The 16,715-nt window shown below is 57.5% G+C and carries 18 protein-coding genes; 14 read left to right on the top strand and 4 right to left on the bottom strand.

The features are described from left to right. Positions 1-28 precede the first annotated feature (28 nt). The 10 genes from WFM49_RS03480 to WFM49_RS03525 are packed head-to-tail and all read left to right on the top strand — an operon-like array spanning position 29 to position 8,753. Positions 29-286: a hypothetical protein gene (locus WFM49_RS03480; RefSeq protein WP_009462197.1), complete on the top strand. Its 258-nt coding sequence runs from the start codon at positions 29-31 to the stop codon at positions 284-286. Beyond that, positions 283-1,545, top strand: a complete 1,263-nt coding sequence (locus WFM49_RS03485; RefSeq protein WP_336971669.1) for a hypothetical protein — start codon at positions 283-285, stop codon at positions 1,543-1,545. Before WFM49_RS03480 ends, WFM49_RS03485 begins: the two co-directional genes overlap by 4 nt. After that, on the top strand, positions 1,542-2,144 hold the full coding sequence (locus WFM49_RS03490) for a pilus assembly protein TadE (protein ID WP_254499141.1): 603 nt from the start codon (positions 1,542-1,544) through the stop codon (positions 2,142-2,144). Before WFM49_RS03485 ends, WFM49_RS03490 begins: the two co-directional genes overlap by 4 nt. Next, positions 2,141-2,761 carry a hypothetical protein gene (locus WFM49_RS03495; protein WP_250755804.1) on the top strand — a complete coding sequence of 207 codons (621 nt, stop codon included), beginning with the start codon at positions 2,141-2,143 and terminating at the stop codon, positions 2,759-2,761. The genes WFM49_RS03490 and WFM49_RS03495 overlap by 4 nt, the downstream gene beginning before the upstream one ends. Next, complete coding sequence (gene cpaB, locus WFM49_RS03500; RefSeq protein ID WP_009462189.1) at positions 2,758-3,639, top strand: Flp pilus assembly protein CpaB; 882 nt, start codon at positions 2,758-2,760, stop codon at positions 3,637-3,639. Before WFM49_RS03495 ends, cpaB begins: the two co-directional genes overlap by 4 nt. Further along, complete coding sequence (locus tag WFM49_RS03505) at positions 3,636-5,006, top strand: type II and III secretion system protein family protein (RefSeq protein ID WP_439108638.1); 1,371 nt, start codon at positions 3,636-3,638, stop codon at positions 5,004-5,006. Before cpaB ends, WFM49_RS03505 begins: the two co-directional genes overlap by 4 nt. After that, entirely contained in the window at positions 4,996-6,645 is a 1,650-nt protein-coding gene (locus tag WFM49_RS03510) for an ATPase, T2SS/T4P/T4SS family (protein ID WP_442893021.1), read from the top strand. Before WFM49_RS03505 ends, WFM49_RS03510 begins: the two co-directional genes overlap by 11 nt. Beyond that, a complete protein-coding gene (locus WFM49_RS03515; RefSeq protein ID WP_254499145.1) occupies positions 6,642-7,487 on the top strand; it encodes a type II secretion system F family protein in 846 nt (281 codons plus the stop codon). The genes WFM49_RS03510 and WFM49_RS03515 overlap by 4 nt, the downstream gene beginning before the upstream one ends. 2 nt (positions 7,488-7,489) lie before the next feature. Continuing rightward, positions 7,490-8,350 (top strand): type II secretion system F family protein, encoded by an 861-nt coding sequence (locus tag WFM49_RS03520; protein WP_336971678.1) that lies wholly within the window; start codon positions 7,490-7,492, stop codon positions 8,348-8,350. 4 nt (positions 8,351-8,354) lie between these two features. After that, positions 8,355-8,753 carry a hypothetical protein gene (locus WFM49_RS03525; RefSeq protein WP_250755793.1) on the top strand — a complete coding sequence of 133 codons (399 nt, stop codon included), beginning with the start codon at positions 8,355-8,357 and terminating at the stop codon, positions 8,751-8,753. On the opposite strand, the gene WFM49_RS03530 is transcribed toward WFM49_RS03525, so the two are convergent. Together WFM49_RS03530 and WFM49_RS03535 are read right to left on the bottom strand one after the other, a co-directional pair. Further along, on the bottom strand, positions 8,750-9,526 hold the full coding sequence (locus WFM49_RS03530) for a BPSS1780 family membrane protein (RefSeq protein ID WP_026483380.1): 777 nt from the start codon (positions 9,524-9,526) through the stop codon (positions 8,750-8,752). The two genes, WFM49_RS03525 and WFM49_RS03530, sit on opposite strands and share 4 nt — an antisense overlap. Positions 9,527-9,540: 14 nt before the next feature. Beyond that, on the bottom strand, positions 9,541-10,512 hold the full coding sequence (locus tag WFM49_RS03535; protein WP_021446523.1) for a homoserine kinase: 972 nt from the start codon (positions 10,510-10,512) through the stop codon (positions 9,541-9,543). A 203-nt stretch (positions 10,513-10,715) separates the two neighbouring features. Between WFM49_RS03535 and dusA the strand changes: the two genes are divergently transcribed. Beyond that, a complete protein-coding gene (gene dusA, locus WFM49_RS03540; protein ID WP_250755789.1) occupies positions 10,716-11,708 on the top strand; it encodes a tRNA dihydrouridine(20/20a) synthase DusA in 993 nt (330 codons plus the stop codon). Positions 11,709-11,728: 20 nt separating this feature from the next. Here dusA and WFM49_RS03545 read toward each other — a convergent pair whose 3' ends face one another. Both WFM49_RS03545 and WFM49_RS03550 read right to left on the bottom strand, forming a co-directional pair. Beyond that, complete coding sequence (locus tag WFM49_RS03545; protein WP_009462173.1) at positions 11,729-12,190, bottom strand: CBS domain-containing protein; 462 nt, start codon at positions 12,188-12,190, stop codon at positions 11,729-11,731. Beyond that, positions 12,174-13,499 carry a YihY family inner membrane protein gene (locus tag WFM49_RS03550; RefSeq protein ID WP_442893024.1) on the bottom strand — a complete coding sequence of 442 codons (1,326 nt, stop codon included), beginning with the start codon at positions 13,497-13,499 and terminating at the stop codon, positions 12,174-12,176. Before WFM49_RS03550 ends, WFM49_RS03545 begins: the two co-directional genes overlap by 17 nt. Positions 13,500-13,609: 110 nt before the next feature. Between WFM49_RS03550 and WFM49_RS03555 the strand changes: the two genes are divergently transcribed. The 3 genes from WFM49_RS03555 to aroC all read left to right on the top strand — a co-directional run bounded on the left by WFM49_RS03555 (position 13,610) and on the right by aroC (position 16,652). Next, on the top strand, positions 13,610-14,020 hold the full coding sequence (locus WFM49_RS03555; RefSeq protein ID WP_009462169.1) for a DUF2069 domain-containing protein: 411 nt from the start codon (positions 13,610-13,612) through the stop codon (positions 14,018-14,020). 10 nt (positions 14,021-14,030) lie between these two features. After that, positions 14,031-15,497, top strand: coding sequence for a protein adenylyltransferase SelO (locus WFM49_RS03560; RefSeq protein WP_336971686.1), 1,467 nt, complete (start codon positions 14,031-14,033; stop codon positions 15,495-15,497). Between the two features lie 93 nt (positions 15,498-15,590). Continuing rightward, positions 15,591-16,652, top strand: coding sequence for a chorismate synthase (gene aroC, locus WFM49_RS03565; protein ID WP_021446527.1), 1,062 nt, complete (start codon positions 15,591-15,593; stop codon positions 16,650-16,652). Positions 16,653-16,715: the final 63 nt, after the last annotated feature.

Consider the following 16,715-nt stretch of genomic DNA (forward strand, 5'->3'; position numbering starts at 1 on the left):
ACTGTGAACTGACTTTTGGGAGATTTCAATGAGACAGTTCATCAGGCGGCAGCGCGGCCAGGGCATGGTCGAGTATTTAATTATTGTGGCTTTGGTCGCGGTGGCGGCCATTGCGGTGTACCAGTCCTTTGGTCAGGTGATTCGTAATCAGACCGCGGCCATGGCCAAGGAACTGGCGGGGGAGGATGGCTCCGAGCAGACTCAGCAAGCGCAATCTGCCGCTTCTGCTGCTGCGGCTCAAGGCAGTGCCAAGAGCCTGAAATCCTTTACGGGCAATGCGCAATGAGGCCGCCCAACCGACCACAAGAGGGGGCGGCGTTGGCCTGGGGGCTGATCGCGCTGGCACTTCTGTCTGTCGCCTGGGGCGGCTACTTTCATGTGAACCAGATTGCCGAGCAGCAAGGGCGTTTGTCCCTGGTGCTGGATGCGGCTGCCTATGGTGCGGCCACCGAGCAGGCACGTACCTTGAACTTGCTGGCTTATATCAATCGGGCGCAGTTGGGGCATCAACTGGCTTTGGGTCATTTATTGACCTTGGCAACATGGGACAGGGCAGCGCAAACCCAGTCCGGGCAAGCGCGTAGGGCGAATCCGCCTGTGCACTTGGTCGCCATGATGTTTGGTCCTGCACATGGACTGGCGTATACCCAGGCGCGATCTGCTGGAGACAATCAGCAGGCTTTGGAGCAGGCTTTCCAGGCCCATCAGCGTTTGATTCAGGACGTGCTGGCGCAGGCCCAAGAGCAATTGGTAGAGGGGTTACCGCAACGGAGACAAGCCATTATTCAGGCGACCTTGGATGGCAGTTTGCCGGATTGGCCGGCTCAAGCCATTCGCTGGCAGTTTGAGCAGGACGGCTGGCCGCAGTTTCTGTTGCTACAGTCCGGACAAGCCCAATGGCAGTCGGGCTTGGCGCATCTGGTGTCTTTATACGGGTTTCTGTCCCCACGGGATTACGAGGCTCGCTCTTATCCCGGTGTCGATCGGCGTTGCCCTTTGAGGCAGCATCGTTTGCGTCGTGCTGGTCGTACCGAGTTTGACCGTTCGGGCCGCTGGCATTCCAACGATACGCAGTCCATGCATATGGTTCGCTCCAACCGTTGGATAGGCTGTTATTTCCGTGAATATGCCATGGCGTGGGCCTTGCAAACGCCAACTCATGCGTCCGGAATTGATGCGCCAGACGACTTTTCAGGGCAGAGCTTCTGGAAGTGGGCGCTGGAGCAGGGCAATAGCTCTTTGCTATCGGCTCAAGGCAATACAGTGGCGCAATCCTGGGCGCGGCGAGATGCCAGACCCTGGAGTCAAAGGTCATGGGTAGACGGGTATGCCTTGGCTGATTCTGAAAAGAGAGCAGGCCCCGATCTGGTGCTGACATTACAGGCTCAAGGCCATTGGGGACAAACCGTTCATACACGGGCGGCGGCGCAATCATTTTTCTCCCTGCCACCGGATAGGGCAGATTCTGGTGTGGATGCCAAGCCCAGCCTGTTTTTGCCCTTTTGGCAGGCACGGCTGATGGATGCAGGAGGCCGCCAATTATGAACACGCGACAAAAAGGGATCGCACTGGTCGAGGCCTGTTTGCTGGGTGTGGTGTTGGGCCTGATGGTGATGGCGGGACGTTGGCTGATGCAGCAGCAGTATCGCTTGCAGCAAATGCAGCAGAGTACACACTTGAGCCTGTTCACGCACGATGCCCATGGCAAGCCAGTTCGAGCAGCGAGCAGCCCCGTTCAAGAAGCAGTACCGACCCGTTTTTCGGAGTCGCCGATAGCGACAACCCAGCCCTTGCAATGGGAGCTTTTGAGCTTGCGCAGTGGATTCTGGACGGCACAGTCGCGTGTTTCCATTCCGTGGCCGCGTTGGCTGGCAACTCTGTCCATCAAAACACAGTTGCAGCGCCAATCCCGGCTGTGGGCGGCTGCGGGGCAGGCTAGCAGTACACAACAAACACGTCAGCGTCTGGAAAACAGTACGACTGCTTGGGGTGAGGCCATGGCCTCAAGCCGGCCCGCTGCCAGAGAAACGATACGGCAGGCAGGGCCTATGGACGCGGCCTGGGGGCGGACACGAGCCGATTTGGATTGGCTGAGCCGGTGGCAGGATTACGTGCCGGATCATGGCCCCAAGGAGCGACCATGAGACAGCTGCTTGCCTTGATCTTGCTGTTTTTCTTGATGTTCAGCCCTTTGCCGGCCAAAACGCGGCCCTTGCTCCTACCTTTGCAGGACTCCCAAGTTCAGTGGGGTCAAGGGCAAATGGCACAGACCGATGTTGGACCTGTGTATAGCTGGGGACTGAGCACAGACCTGGATGCGCAGACTTTGGCTTCTCGTTTGGAGCCATTCTGTGGAGCTCATTACGGCGCAATCAGATTGGAAGGGCAATGGGTATTTCTGCGTGCCAAAGATGGCAGGAATTGCGTTTTGTGGTTGGAGGATATACAGGCCTCGACCTTGTCGGGTTTGTTAAGTGTTTCCGAACACAGTCAGCCTGTTTCCCCCTCATCGGTTTGGTCAGCGCCACCCGTTGCTGGTGCCGTCCTGTGGCAACACGAACAGCCAGGGCAAGTGCAAAGCTGGCTGTTGAAGGCCGAGCCTGGATGGCGAGCCGATTTGCGGCGCAAGGACTGGGGAGCCGAGGCGGGCGAGCGTTATTGGCGCAAAGGCCCGGCCGAACTGGATGTCATGGAGCTGGAGCATGAGCGGCAGCGCTACTTGCTCTTGATCTGCCGTGCCTGTGGAAAGGAGGCCTCATGATACGGGCGAAATTCTTGTGGCTATGCCGTCATCCCAGCGCAGGGTTTGGCCTGCTGGCCTTGGTGGCTGGTTTGATGGCCGCCGGGACCAGCAGCCGTTACTTGGACCGGCAGGAAGAGGCTCTGCGGCAAGCGGCGCATCGTGTGCAATTGGATAGGGTGGTAGCCGCCTCCAGTCTGACAGCGGGGACGGTGTTGCAGGCGGAGCATTTGGCCGCCCGCGCCTTTCCTGCTGAACTGGTGCCTAGTGACAGCTGGGATGTAGCGCAGTTTGAGAGTCTGCTAGGGCAAGTGCTCAGCCAGCCTTTGCGGGCAGGGGATTTGATCAGCAAGGCGCATGTGCAGGAGGTCAGCAGTCCATTTTCACAGCAATTGCTCTCTGGCAGGCGTGCCCTGACTGTGCCGGTGGATGCGATCAGTTCGGTGTCGGGGTTGATCCGGCCAGGAGATCTGATCGATATCTATGTCAGTTTTGATGATCGGCAGCGGCGGGTAACGGCCCCCTTGCTGCAGTCTGTTCTGGTTCTGGCGACCGGACAAAGGTCGGGTGAAGGCTCGACCACGGCCAGATTGGATCAGGACGTCTACAACACCTTGACCCTGGATGTAGGCCCGGACGATGCCTTGAAGTTGCTGGCAGCCAGGCAACATGGACGCATCAGTGCCTTGCTGCGCAATCCGGATGACCATACACCCCATCAGGCTGCCGTGCGGGGTGAGCTGGCTGACATTCTGGGTCTGGGGCCGGGTGCAAGGCCCAAACAGCCTGTACAAGTTTTGTACGGCAACAGACCGGCAGGGCAACTTGGCCAGACAGAAGTGGAGCGTCTGGGTTGGCTGGATATGCCGGACGGCTTTTCTGTGGGGCAGCAGCCATGAGCAAAAATCGCTATTGGTGTAGGCGGGCCGCTGTGAGTTTGCTGTCTGGTGCCCTGTGTAGTGCAACTTTGCAAAGCCAGGCCCAGGGCTTGGGGCTGCAAGTCGGTGAGTTGATGGTTCTGCCTGACACGCAGGTGGAGCGGGTGGCGGTCGGCGACGGTGATATTGTTCACGCTGTCACCACGGAATCGGGCGAATTGATTCTGTTTGCACGCAAGACGGGCAGCACGGTGGTGCAAGTCTGGTCCCATTCCGGGCAAAGCCAGTCCTACCAAATTGAGGTGTCGCCTGAAAATCATAGGCAAACCTTGGCGGAGCTACGAAGTTTGCTGGAACGCATTCCCGAGTTACGCATCAGCGAACTGGGTGGCAAGCTGGTGCTGGAAGGAGAAGGTTTAAGTGATCAGGACAAGCAACGCATTCAGGCATTAAGTCAGGAGCATCCTCAATTGCTGGATTTCACGCAGCAGGACGGTTGGGAACCGATGGTCTTGCTGGATGTGCAGGTAGTGGAGGTGCCGCGCAACAGTCTGCGAGAGCTGGGAGTGCGTTGGGATGGGAGCTCTCAGGGTGGTTTGAGTATGGGCGGTGCCTGGGATGCGGCTACTCATCAGTTTTTGGACAGGCCAGGTGAAGCTGTTTTGCCTTTGGCGTTTCCTGCCAAGCAGGGGGCAGCATTCTTTGGTGTTGGCGCCTTGATGTCTGCTCGCGTTCAGGCCATGGCACAGGAAGGACATGCGGTTGTACTGGCGCAACCGCAGCTATTGGCACGCAGTGGTTCTCAAGCCGAGTTTCTGGCCGGGGGCGAGCTGCCTTACACCACCACGGACGACAAGGGAAACAGCAAGACCAGCTTCAAGCCTTACGGTGTGTCGCTGCGCATTGTGCCGCGAGTTGAGCGTGGCGGGTTGGTGCGTTCGCAGATCGAGGTGGAGGTTAGCTCCGTTGACGCCAGCCTGTCCCAACCCGCCGGGCCGTCTTTGAAAACCCGACGAGCTTCGACCGAGTTCAATGTCCGTTCAGGACAAACGCTGGTGCTGGCAGGGTTTATCTCGCGTGAAGAATCTCGGCATGTGGATCGTCTACCGGGATTGGCCAGTTTGCCAGTGCTGGGCGCCTTGTTTCGTTCCGAACGCTTTGCCCGACAGGAAACGGAGTTGGCGGTATTTGTGACGCCGACTTTGGTGGCGGCAGAGCATCCTGATTTGCTGGCTCGGCAGGCGAATGCTGCCCAGTGGTTGGATCAAACCTTTCCTGATGCTCCGCGCTTGAATACACCTGTGCGTGCCATCCCGAAGGGAGCAGGGCGAGGCACCTGGTCGCAATGGGTAGAACCTGATAGTGAGGTATTTCGTGTTGAACCTTGAGCTTGAGTCGGAACTGGGGACGACGCGCCCCTGCACGGTCAGTTTGCCGGCCTTGATAGGGCGTGACCCGGCCTGTGATGTGGTTCTGCCGTCCTGGCGTATCGCGCGTCAGCATGCCAGTTTTCTGGAGCGGGCGGGGGCGGTGTACATCCAGGATCACGGCTCTTTGACGGGCGTACAGCTTAACGGCAAACGGGTTTATGACGATGGGCCTTTGCGCTTGGGCGATGTGCTGGTGCTGGGAGGGTTCAAGTTGCGGATTGCCGGTTTTGGGCAGAAGGTTCAGCCTAGAGTTGACATGGCCGCTTCGGACTTGGGAAACCCACCGGAAACCTCAACACCGCAGTCCTTTACGAGGGAAGAACCGCGTCAGACACCACAGGGTGAGCAAGGTTTTTCCCCTCCTGGGCAAGCTGATCTTCCGGTATCCGATAGTGCTCTGTTCAGACAGGAACAGCAACGCCTGCATCAAGCCTTGTTGAGTGCGTTGGAATTGGAGCGTCGAGACCTCTCCCGCGTCACAGACAAACAGTTGGAGCAGGAAGCCTTTGATTGCTTGGGTCGTTTGATCCAGGCCCAATGTGCTGTCCCCAAGCATGAGCAAGCCAGACTGCAAGCCAGTGTTTGTGCCGAAGCGGTGGGTTTGGGTCCTCTGGAGCTTTTACTGGCTGATGCCTCGGTCTCGGAAATTATGGTCAATCATTATGATCGGGTATTTGTTGAGCAGGCGGGGCGGCTTCAGGCCCATCCTCTGGTGTTCAGCAGCGAGTCGGCCTTGCGGGCGATTATTGACCGCATCCTGGCTCCCTTGGGTAGACGGCTGGATATCAGCTCGCCCGCAGTGGATGGGCGCTTGGCCGATGGCTCGCGTTTTCATGCCGTACTGTCGCCCATTGCGGTCAAGGGAACCTGCGTGACCATACGCAAGTTCCCCAAACGACGCCTGGGGCTGGAGGATCTGTTGCAGACGGGCAGTTTGTCGCCGGAGATGGCCGCTTTCCTGCAACAGGCGGTGCAGCGACGCTGCAATATTCTGGTTTCGGGTGGAACCGGGACAGGCAAAACGACGTTGCTGAACGTGCTTAGCACCTGCATTGATTCAGGTGAAAGAATCGTGACCCTGGAAGACGCGGCTGAGCTGCAGTTGCAGCACAGTAATTGGGTGGCTTTGGAGTCCCGACCCGCGAATGCAGAAGGTCAGGGGCAAGTGGATATACGGAGCCTGTTACGACAAGCCTTGCGAATGAGGCCAGACCGGATTGTGGTGGGGGAGTGCCGGGGCTCAGAAGCTTTCGATATGTTGTCGGCCATGAACACCGGCCACGAAGGCTCGATGGGGACCTTGCATGCGAATACGCCTCGCGATGCTTTGTCCCGCCTGGAAGGGATGGTGTTGATGGCAGGTCTGGATTTGCCTTTGCTGGTTGTGCGAGAGCATATCGCGCGGGCTTTGCACATTATCGTGCAACTGAGCCGCTTGCCTGATGGCAAGCGTTTGGTGCACGAGATTGTGGAGGTGACCGGCATCGAGGCGCAGCGTATTCAACTGCAAACCTTGTACCGCTATCGCCCGGAGTTCGGTTTTGCCGCCAGTGGCTTGCGTTCCGAACATGTTTCGTCTGCAGAGAGGCAATCATGAGATTTCTCAGTATTTTGCTGATTGTCTTGGGTACCACGGCGTTGGCCTATGTATTGCTACGTTCAGGACAGCGTCTTGCCAAGCGTTATAGGCAGCAACTGCTCAGGCAGTCCGAGCAGAGTTTGCAATCACATTTTGTATTTGTGCGCAGTCAGTATTTGGCTTTTGGGGCCTGGGCTTTATTGCCCCTGATCTTTTTGACGGCTTGGTGGCTGATGCAGTCGTTCTGGCTGGCAGCGATGGTAGCCCTGCTGGCTGCAGTCACGCCTTTACTGGTTCTGCGCTGGATGGGACAGCGGCGCTTGGCAAGCTTGCGACGACAGTTGCCTGACTTTGTTCTGTCTTTGGCCTTGAGCCTGCAAGCAGGTTTGGCCTTGCAAGCGGCTTTGCAGCAGCTGTCTCAATCTTTGCCTGCGCCCTTGGGGCAAGAGCTGCGTTTGCTATTGCGTCAGCAGCGCTTGGGGGTGAGTGCCAAGGACTCGTATCAAGACCTTCTGGATCGAGTGCCGGTGTCAGAACTGGCCATGTTGTTCAGTGCCTTGCAGATGGGCCAGAGCACGGGGGCTGGATTGGGGGAGCGTTTGAAAATATTGGCGCAAACCATTCGGGCGCGACTGACCATCGAGGACAAGATTGTTGCCTTGACCACGCAGGCCCGTTTGCAGGCGCGCATCATGTTCTGCTTGCCGGGTTTTGTGGCGGGCGCCTTGTACCTTCTGGATGCCACGGCATTTGAGCAGGCCTGGTTCAACACATTGGGTGTTTGGGTGGCGGGGGCGCTAGTGGCCATGCTGCTGATGGGGCTGTGGTGGATGCAAGTGATCCTGCGAGGGGAGGGGTGATCATGCTCACACTGATCTGGATGCTCTCTGCCTTGAGTGCAGCCTTGTTCCTGATGGCATTCCTGTGGGCTTGGCGCGGTCGTTATCTGCTTTTGCTGCAAGGAGGCAGCAGTTTGGGGCAGGCGGCCTGGCAGGCTTGGGAAGCCCCGTTTTCCAGAACTCTGAATCTCTGCCTGTCCTTGCCTTTTATGCATGAGTGGCCCGAGCGATTGTGGGGTTCGTATGCCAAGGAAGTACGGGGGTTTTTAAGCAAACGTTTGTCCTTGACTGGATTGCTCACGAGTCTTGTCAGTGCTTTCTTGTTAACTCAGGGAGCCTCATTGATGGAGCTTGCAGGGCTGGCTGTGACTGGCTTCTTCCTGAGCGTACTGCAAGCTATCTCACGAGGAAGAAAACTGCAGCGTCAGTATCATTTCCGTTGCCGCCGGGACTTGCCATTTTTTTTGGATCTGCTGGTGCTGGCTGTCGAATCCGGACTGGGCTTGCAGCAAGCCTGGGCGCGTGCAACGCAGGCCCTACCGCAAGGCAGTCTGCTGATCAGCTTGAACAAGGTACAGGGCGAGGTTCGGGCGGGACGACGTTTGCCGCAAGCCATGCGCAATGTCGCTTTGAGTTTCAGGCAGGCAGAGCTGGAAGAATTGGCTTTGTCTTTGGAACTGGCACAGGACACGGGTTTGTCTTTGGCTTTGTTGCTACGCGCTCAAGCTGAAAAATTGCGTAGTCATTTGCACTTGGAAGCTGAGCAAAGAGCCCTCAAGCTGCCTGTTTATTTGCTGGCCCCTTTGGTCGTGTGCATTTTCCCCTGCACGTTTCTGGTGATTGCGATGAGCCTGTTAGGCCCTTGGCTGGCAGGGGGAGGCTAGGGCGATGTCTATCTCAGTACTGATCAAACAGCCGCTGCAACAGGTGCCACAGCAGCCCTTGTATCTGTTCGACGCCAATATTTTCTGGGCCCGTTGGCGTGGCTGGAAGGCATTGCCACAGAACAAGAGTTTCGCAGTTGCGGTGTGGCTGCGGCCTTGTAGGGCGGTGCACCTATGGGGAATGCGGCAGGCTCTGGATATCTGCTTTCTGGATGAAGATGATCAGCCCTTGAGGTTTTGTCCGGCTGTACCTGCGGGAGCGATACGTTGGCACAGAAAAGCCAGATCGGTACTGGAGGCGCCGGTCACTTCTCTGTCGGGGCCGGAGCAGTTTTCGCCCTGGGCCGCCGCCCTGCAGGAAATACGTCAAACAGGGGGCGGGGTATGGCTGGACCGGGCTTAGCCTTGTGCGGCGTCGCGCATCGGATCACCAAACACGCTGCGGTAAGCCGGGTAGAAGCTGGCGTACAGGATGGCAGCCATCGCCAGATTGATAGGCGTCAGCACCATGGTGGCCGTGCCTGGGCTTAAACCTGCACCCAGCAGCAATTCGCCCAGGGTCTGGATGGCGAAGAAAGCAGCCGCCCAGCACAGGCCGTACAGCAGGAAGGCGGCCTTGTTGCGCCAGCAAGCCACCATGGAAAAGAACAGGGCTTGCTTGACCGGGATGGCATGCCAGCCTACCAGGGCCGGAGCGTGCCAGAACAGGGCGGACAGGCCCAGGTACAGCACGAAGAACAAAATGATGGGCTTGCGAAAGGCCGCCATGACTTCCTGTGGAGTGGCATTGCTGTTGTCCATCAACTGGGACAGCTCATTCACAAAAGGGAAAGTCGCCACAAAGCCGACGACCAGGCAGGCCAACAAGTAAATGATGCCCAGTTTGATCAGGCGGTTGCGTACCGGGGCGGGCTTCAAGGGCTCGGTCCACATGCCCAGGCGAATGACCTCTCCCTCATGAATGCGGCGACAGGCATTCTGAATGATAAAGGTCATGGTCGGGACCAGCACGATCAGCACCATCTGGCCGATGATGGGGAAAATATTGCTCAGGTTGATCAGGATGGAGGTGATCAAGCTCCAGAAGAACAGAGCAGCCGGTTGCAGCTTGAACAAGCGCAATCCTTCCTGAATCCAGTACCACCCGTAAAGAAAGGGGAGCTTGGCAGCTTGCATATCAGTATCCGTATTTATCGAGGGAGCGCCGGTACAGCATGGTCGCGACGCTGGCGCAGCACACGCTCAAAGTGCCGCGGGTCATGCGGCTTGAGGGTTTGAGCGGGGCGGGGCAGATAAAAGTCGTACAGGCGCGAGATCCAGAAGCGCAGCGCGGCGGCCTGGATCAGTATAGGCCAGGCGCTGTGTTCGGCTTCGGTAAAGGGGCGCACCTGGGCGTAGGACTCCAGCCAGGCCTGGGCTTTTTCCAGGTTCAGGGCACCGCTCAGGCGGTCGATACACCAGTCGTTCACGGCCACGGCCACGTCAAACAGCCAGGTGTCGCAACCGGCAAAGTAAAAGTCGATGATGCCGCCCATCTGGGGCGCTTCCGAGGTGCCGGCAAACAGCACGTTGTCGCGGAACAGGTCGCAGTGAGCCGGGCCTTGTGGCAAGGCGCGATAGGTGTCGCTGTCGGCAAAACGGCTTTGCTCTTGCAAGACGGTCTGGATCAGCTCGGACTGGCTCTCGTCCAGAAAGGGCAGAACCTGGGGAACGGTGGCTTGCCACCAGCTCAGGCCGCGCAGATTGGGTTGTTCCAGAGGGAAGTCCTGCGCAGCCAGGTGGGCCTGAGCTTGTGTACGGGCGATCTGGCGACAATGTTCAACCGTGGGCTCGGGCTCGTAACCACCACGCAGGCGCGTCACAATCGAGCACGGCTTGCCGTGCATGACACAGATGCGTTTGCCATCGCGGCGTGTCATGGGCTCGGGCACCGGCACGCCTTTGGCGGCCAGGTGGTGCATCAGCTCGATATAGAAAGGCAGTTGTTCCAGCGTCAGGACTTCAAACAAGGTCAGAACATACTCGCCCTGGGTGGTGCTCAGAAAGTAATTGGTGTTTTCAATGCCGGCGGTAATACCACGTAAGGAAACAAATTCGCCAATTGTGTATTGTTCCAGCAGTTCGCGGGCGTCAAGTTCGCTGACAGAAGTAAAAACAGCCATGCTTTCAGTGAGGGTCCGGTTGTTGGCGCACTATCAGGCGCGCAAGTATGTCAAACGGCCGATTTTAGACCAGTGCGCCCGCTTTTTGGAGCCTTGCGGCGATTTACCGCGCTTTATCTTCATCCTGTGGTCGGCTGAAACCATTAAAATGGGTGTTTACCCTTTTTCACCAAGCCTGCGATCAGGCTATTTGCTCCCTGTTTATGACTAATTTTGTGATGCCGGACAGCCAGATGTGGCGTTTGAGTGTGGCGCCCATGATTGACGTGACTGACCGCCACAGCCGCTTTTTTCATCGTCTGCTGGCGCCGCGCGCTTTGCTGTTTACTGAAATGATCACCACGGGTGCACTGACGCACGGCGATCAGGCACGTCATCTGGATTTTGATCAGGCGGAGCATCCGGTGGCCTTGCAACTGGGTGGCAGCGACCGGGACGCCTTGGTGACCAGCGCTCTGGCAGGTGAAAAGTGGGGCTACGACGAAATTAATCTGAACTGTGGCTGCCCCTCGGAGCGGGTTCAAAAAGGCGCTTTCGGTGCCTGTTTGATGAACGAGCCGCAATTGGTGGCAGACTGCGTCAAAGCCATGCAGGACGCGGTCTCTGTGCCCGTGACGGTCAAGCACAGGCTGGGGCTGGATTACAACGAGTCCTACGACTTTGTGCGGGACTTTGTGGGGATTTTGTTCGAGTCCGGGTGTCGAGTCTTTACGGTTCATGCCCGCAATGCGGTCTTGAAAGGCTTGTCGCCCAAGGACAATCGGGAGATTCCGCCTTTGCGCTATGACATGGCCATGCAGTTGAAAAAGGACTTTTCTGAAGCACTGTTCATCTTGAATGGTGGCATTCAGGAGCCGGATCAGGCGGTAGAGCTGGAAGAACAGTTCGATGGCGTGATGCTGGGCCGGGCAGCCTGGCATACGCCAGCGGTATTAAGCGAGATTCATCGTCGGCTGTGGCCTGAGCATCCCTTGATGGACGAGGATGCCGTGGTGGAGCAGATGATTGCTTATGCCCGGCACCATGTTCAGGCGGGTGTGCCGTTGCGCATTGTGATCAAGAGCATGTTGGGCTGGCCGCACGGCAAGAAGGGCGCACGTCAGTGGCGTCGTACCTTGTCAGATCACCATTGGTTGGCCAAAAACGATCCAGGCCTGCTTGCGCAGGCCTGGGAAGAATTGCAACGCCGTCAGTAAAGGCGGCCAGATCCAGGGGATCAAGATGCGCTGGCTTGCTCGGAATCGGTAGGCCAGTCGCGGATATAGGCTTTGAGCATATTGTTCTCGAACTGCTGGGCGTGAACAATGGCGCGGGCCATATCAAAGAAGGAAATAACTCCCATCAGCACCGGACCGTCCATCACGGGCATATAGCGTGCGTGGTTGTTCAGCATCAGGCGCTGTACCTCGTCGGCGCTGGTGTTGGGGGTGACGCTGACAGGGGCGTCATCCATGATGCTGCGCACCGTAAAGCCCTGGGCCTTGTCGCCCTGAGCGTGCCAGTGGCGAATGATCTCGCGAAAGGTCAACATACCCACCAACTGACCATGCTCCATGATCACCAGCGAACCAATATCCAGCTCGCTCATGCTCTGTACCGCTTTTTCAACGGTCATTTCGGGGGTGCCTGTATAAAGCGTGTCTCCCTTGACACGCAGGATTTCACTGACTTTTAGCATACTGGGTCTCCTGACCGGGATCGGCGTTTAGTATGGCTGGTTGTCCTGTCAGAATGCCTTGCGGCGACTCAAACAGTTCTTCCAGATTGGATAGTCGCTGATCGAAAAACTGAGAAAGATAATTGAATACATATTCTAGCGGACCCTCGTGGGTATGGGAGCGGTCCAGCAGAAATGCCTTGGTAAGTTGTTTCAGGCTGACCTGACGCAGATCGCAACTCAGTACCCACTGTTCGTCATTGTCTTGCTGGGTGTCAGCAATCAGTCCCATGGACTTGAGCTTGCATAAAATGCTGTAGAGCTCGTCCGGGTCGCGTTCCAGCTTGTGGCTGAGTTCACGTACGCTAAGTCCCTGCTGGCTCTGACGGTTCAGCCACAGCTGGTAGAGCAGGTTCACGGCATCGGTAAAGGCGATGCCGGGCACATTGGTCTTGACCCAGTTGCGGCCACGCCAGTCGGGCAGAATCGCCACCATGGAGGCACCCAGCAGGACGATCAGCCAGGAAATGTAGATCCACAGCAGGAAGATCGGCAGGATGGCAAAGGCACCGTAGATAATCGTGTAGGTGGGAAAGCGGGTCAGGTAAAAGGCGAAACCGGCCTTCATCAGCTCCAGTAAGGCAGCGGTAACCACCCCGCCAATCAGCGCATCGCGCCACCATACGCGGCGGTTGGGCACATACATGAACAGCGCCGTCAGCCCCAGGGCGGTAAACAGGAAGGGGACGTAAGACAGGGCAAAGGTCACTATGCCGGACAAGTCGCCGATATAACCCAAGGACTCCCGAGCCAGAATGGTCGTGGCCCACAGGCTGGCACCGGTCAGAATCGGGCCCAGCGAAATAATGGCCCAGTACACCAGCAGGCGTTGCCCCAGTGGGCGTTGCACGTGGACCTGGAAAATATTGTTGAAGGTCTCGTCAATGGTCATGATCAGCATGATGGACGTGACAATCAGGAACAAGCTGCCTACCGCCGTCAGGCCTGACGCTTTGGAGGCAAACTGGTTCAGATACAACATGATGTTTTCTGACACCACTTCGGGCATCAGGTTACGGGTCAAAAACCCTTCCAGGGCACTTTCAAATTCCTGGAACAGTGGAAAGGCCGTGAACAGCGCCAGTACCACCGTCAGCATGGGGACAATGGCCAGGATCGTGGTGTAGGTCAGGCTGGAGGCCACCTTCATCAGATCTTTTTCAGCCACCCGCTTGATGGCAAAGCGCGCCACACTTAAAAAGTGATGCTTGGCGGTGGGGGCGGGCGGGGGCTCCTGCGCGGAGACAGGATCGGTGTTATCTGGGTTCAAGTCTGTTTGTTCAGCTTGCTCAGAGGGCATAGGGAAGTTCTCGTCGTTTTTCATAGCGGTTTGATGCGGCGGACGCTGCTTTTCGACAGGGTTCAGGTGATAATAACAGCATGCATGAACCTTTAAACCCCATACTTCATCGAGTGGCGGCCCTGGCTTTGGTCGCCTTGATTGCTTTGTGCCTGGCCTGGGAGCTTCATTTTGCGCCCTTGAAACCTGGTGGCTCCTGGCTGGTGCTGAAAGTGATTCCTTTGGTGCTGCCGCTGCGCAGCGTGCTCAAGGGCAATTTATATACCCTGCAATGGACGTCCATGATGATTCTGCTGTACTTCGCAGAAGGGGTCATGCGTGCCTGGTCGGACCCGGTGGCTGAAGTTATGCCCTGGGCGATTGCAGAAATTGTCTTGTCCCTGATTTATTATTTCTGCGCCATTTTTTATCTTTGGCCAGCCAAGAAAGCGGCCAAGCAGCGCAGCAAGGCCGAAAAAGCCGAGGCTGCCAAAGCCGCCAAATCGGCCTAAGGGGGTCTGTATGTCCAGTTTGTTCGATGGCCTGGCCATCAGTCATCATTTTGCGGATTTGCCCTCGGCTTTCCATACGGCGGTTCCGCCGCAACCCCTGGCCAATTCCCGCCTGCTGCACGTCAATAAGGAATTGGCGGCGCAACTGGGTCTGGATGTCTCCCGTTTGGGGGAACAGGAATTTCTGGATGTAGTCAGCGGCCAAGCCCCCTTGCCGGGTGGCCTGACGGTGTCGGCTGTCTATAGCGGTCACCAGTTTGGTGTCTGGGCAGGACAGTTGGGCGATGGCCGCGCGCATTTGCTGGGGCAAATCGACACCCCCACGGGCCCGCAGGAATTGCAGTTGAAGGGCGCCGGTAAAACCCCGTATTCCCGTATGGGCGATGGCCGTGCCGTGCTGAGATCCAGTGTGCGCGAATATCTGGCCAGTGAGGCCATGGCCGGTTTGGGCATTGCCACCAGCCGGGCCCTGGCCCTTGTCACTTCGGATACGCCTGTGTACCGGGAAACCGTGGAAACGGGCGCGATTGTGACACGTGTTGCCCCCAGTTTTGTGCGTTTTGGCTCGTTTGAACATTGGGCCAACGACGCAAGCCGTGTGCGTGAATTGCTGGACTATGTGCTGCGCGAGTTCTATCCGGAACTGCTGGTCGAAGGCGATTCGGAGCAGGAGCGCGTCTGCCGCTTCTTGCAGGAAGTGACGCATCGCAGCGCAGAAATGGTGGCCGACTGGCAGACTGTCGGCTTTTGCCACGGCGTCATGAATACCGACAATATGTCCATTCTGGGCCTGACCATTGACTACGGACCGTACGGCTTCATGGACCGATTCCGCGTGAATCACGTCTGCAATCACAGCGACAGTCAAGGTCGTTACGCCTGGAATGCACAGCCTGCGATTGTGCATTGGAACCTGTACCGCCTGGCCAGCGCCTTGATGGTGCTGGATCCAGATGTGGATGCGGTGAAAGAGCGTTTGCAGACGTTTGAAGCCAGTTTTCTGAAGCGCTATCACGCCAATTTGCAGGCCAAGCTGGGCTTGCGCACCTGGCAGGCGGATGACGCGCAACTGGTCGATGACTGGTGGCGCTTGCTGCACAACAGCGGGGCGGATTTCACCTTGTCCTTCCGTGCTCTGGCACAGGCCAGCAAGGCACCCGAGGCTTTCCTGAGCCTGTTTGAGGGTTCCGAAGATCAGGCCCGGGCCTGGTGGCAAGCCTATAGCCAGCGTCTGAAGCTGGACGGTTCCGACACGCCAGAGCAGCGCGAGTCCATGAATCGCGTCAATCCTTTGTATGTGCTGCGTAACCATTTGGCCGAGCAGGCCATCCAGGCTGCTGCCAAGGACGATGCCAGTGAAATCGACACCTTGCTGAAGCTGCTGCGCGACCCATACACCGAGCGGGCCGGTTTTGAGGCCTATGCGATGCCGCCGCCAGAAGGCAGTGCGGAGCTGGCCGTCAGTTGCTCTTCCTGAAAGACCGGGCGCGGCGCATGTCCGGATTCGGGAACAATGCCATAATCGTGCCTGTCTTTCATTTTTCCTCATTTCTTTGCGTTCACTTTCTCTATGTCCGGCAATACTCTAGGTAAAAGCTTCCGCGTCACGAATTACGGCGAATCTCATGGTCCAGCGATCGGCGCAGTGATCGACGGCTGCCCTCCGGGCCTGGAGCTGTCTGAACAGGATATTCAGTTTGAACTGGATCGCCGCCGTCCTGGCACCTCGCGCCACGTGACTCAGCGCCGTGAGCCGGATCAGGTGGAAATTCTGTCCGGTATTTACGAAGGTCGTACAACTGGCACGCCCATTAGCCTGCTGATTCGCAACTCCGATGCGCGCAGCAAGGATTATGGCAATCTGCTGGATACCTTCCGTCCCGGCCATGCGGATTACACCTACTGGAAGAAGTTCGAGAACCGCGACCCGCGTGGTGGTGGTCGCTCTTCAGCTCGCCTGACTGCGCCTACCGTGGCGGCCGGTGCAATTGCCAAGAAATGGCTGGCCGAGCACTTCGGCGTGAAGATTCGCGGCTATATGAGCCAACTGGGCCCCATCGCCATTCCTTTCAAAAGCTGGGATGTGGTCGAGCAGAATCCCTTTTACGCGCCAGACATGGACGTGGTGCCGCAGCTGGAAGCCTATATGGACGAGCTGCGCAAAGAAGGCGAATCGATTGGCGCACGCATTGAAGTTGTGGCCGAAGGCGTGCCCGCTGGCTGGGGTGAACCTATTTACGACCGTCTGGATGCCGATATCGCCCATGCCATGATGGGTTTGAACGCCGTTAAAGGCGTGTCGATTGGCGCTGGCTTTGATTGCATTACGCAAAAAGGCTCGGAGCACGGTGATGCGCTGTACCCTGATGGTTTCAAGACCAACCAGGCCGGTGGCGTATTGGGTGGTATTTCCTCCGGGCAGGCCGTGACGGTTTCCCTGGCGATCAAGCCTACTGCCAGCATCCGTACCATGCGTCCTTCCGTGAATCGAGCCGGTGAAGCGGTTGAAGTGCAGACACTGGGCCGTCACGATCCTTGTGTGGGTATTCGTGCCACGCCGATTGCCGAAGCCTTGCTGGCCATTGTGTTGATGGATCATTGTCTGCGTCATCGCTCGCAGTGCGGCGTCTGAAACAGAGGGTTTGCGCAGGACCCTAGCACTTCATTTTCTTGTCAGGTTTGTTTTTTGGAGCTG

Source organism: Alcaligenes sp. PF14 (genome assembly GCF_037150615.1).
Classification (GTDB): Bacteria; Pseudomonadota; Gammaproteobacteria; order Burkholderiales; family Burkholderiaceae_B; genus Alcaligenes; species Alcaligenes phenolicus.

Excerpts from the sequence above, each read along its gene's own strand:
- WFM49_RS03535 (WP_021446523.1), bottom strand. The coding sequence starts at position 10,512 with ATGGCTGTTTTTACTTCTGTCAGCGAACTTGACGCCCGCGAACTGCTG.
- WFM49_RS03505 (WP_439108638.1), top strand. The coding sequence starts at position 3,636 with ATGAGCAAAAATCGCTATTGGTGTAGGCGGGCCGCTGTGAGTTTGCTG.
- WFM49_RS03515 (WP_254499145.1), top strand. The coding sequence starts at position 6,642 with ATGAGATTTCTCAGTATTTTGCTGATTGTCTTGGGTACCACGGCGTTG.
- dusA (WP_250755789.1), top strand. The coding sequence starts at position 10,716 with ATGACTAATTTTGTGATGCCGGACAGCCAGATGTGGCGTTTGAGTGTG.
- WFM49_RS03555 (WP_009462169.1), top strand. The coding sequence starts at position 13,610 with ATGCATGAACCTTTAAACCCCATACTTCATCGAGTGGCGGCCCTGGCT.
- aroC (WP_021446527.1), top strand. The coding sequence starts at position 15,591 with ATGTCCGGCAATACTCTAGGTAAAAGCTTCCGCGTCACGAATTACGGC.
- WFM49_RS03560 (WP_336971686.1), top strand. The coding sequence starts at position 14,031 with ATGTCCAGTTTGTTCGATGGCCTGGCCATCAGTCATCATTTTGCGGAT.
- WFM49_RS03490 (WP_254499141.1), top strand. The coding sequence starts at position 1,542 with ATGAACACGCGACAAAAAGGGATCGCACTGGTCGAGGCCTGTTTGCTG.
- WFM49_RS03480 (WP_009462197.1), top strand. The coding sequence starts at position 29 with ATGAGACAGTTCATCAGGCGGCAGCGCGGCCAGGGCATGGTCGAGTAT.
- WFM49_RS03495 (WP_250755804.1), top strand. The coding sequence starts at position 2,141 with ATGAGACAGCTGCTTGCCTTGATCTTGCTGTTTTTCTTGATGTTCAGC.
- WFM49_RS03530 (WP_026483380.1), bottom strand. The coding sequence starts at position 9,526 with ATGCAAGCTGCCAAGCTCCCCTTTCTTTACGGGTGGTACTGGATTCAG.
- WFM49_RS03525 (WP_250755793.1), top strand. The coding sequence starts at position 8,355 with ATGTCTATCTCAGTACTGATCAAACAGCCGCTGCAACAGGTGCCACAG.
- WFM49_RS03485 (WP_336971669.1), top strand. The coding sequence starts at position 283 with ATGAGGCCGCCCAACCGACCACAAGAGGGGGCGGCGTTGGCCTGGGGG.
- WFM49_RS03520 (WP_336971678.1), top strand. The coding sequence starts at position 7,490 with ATGCTCACACTGATCTGGATGCTCTCTGCCTTGAGTGCAGCCTTGTTC.
- cpaB (WP_009462189.1), top strand. The coding sequence starts at position 2,758 with ATGATACGGGCGAAATTCTTGTGGCTATGCCGTCATCCCAGCGCAGGG.
- WFM49_RS03545 (WP_009462173.1), bottom strand. The coding sequence starts at position 12,190 with ATGCTAAAAGTCAGTGAAATCCTGCGTGTCAAGGGAGACACGCTTTAT.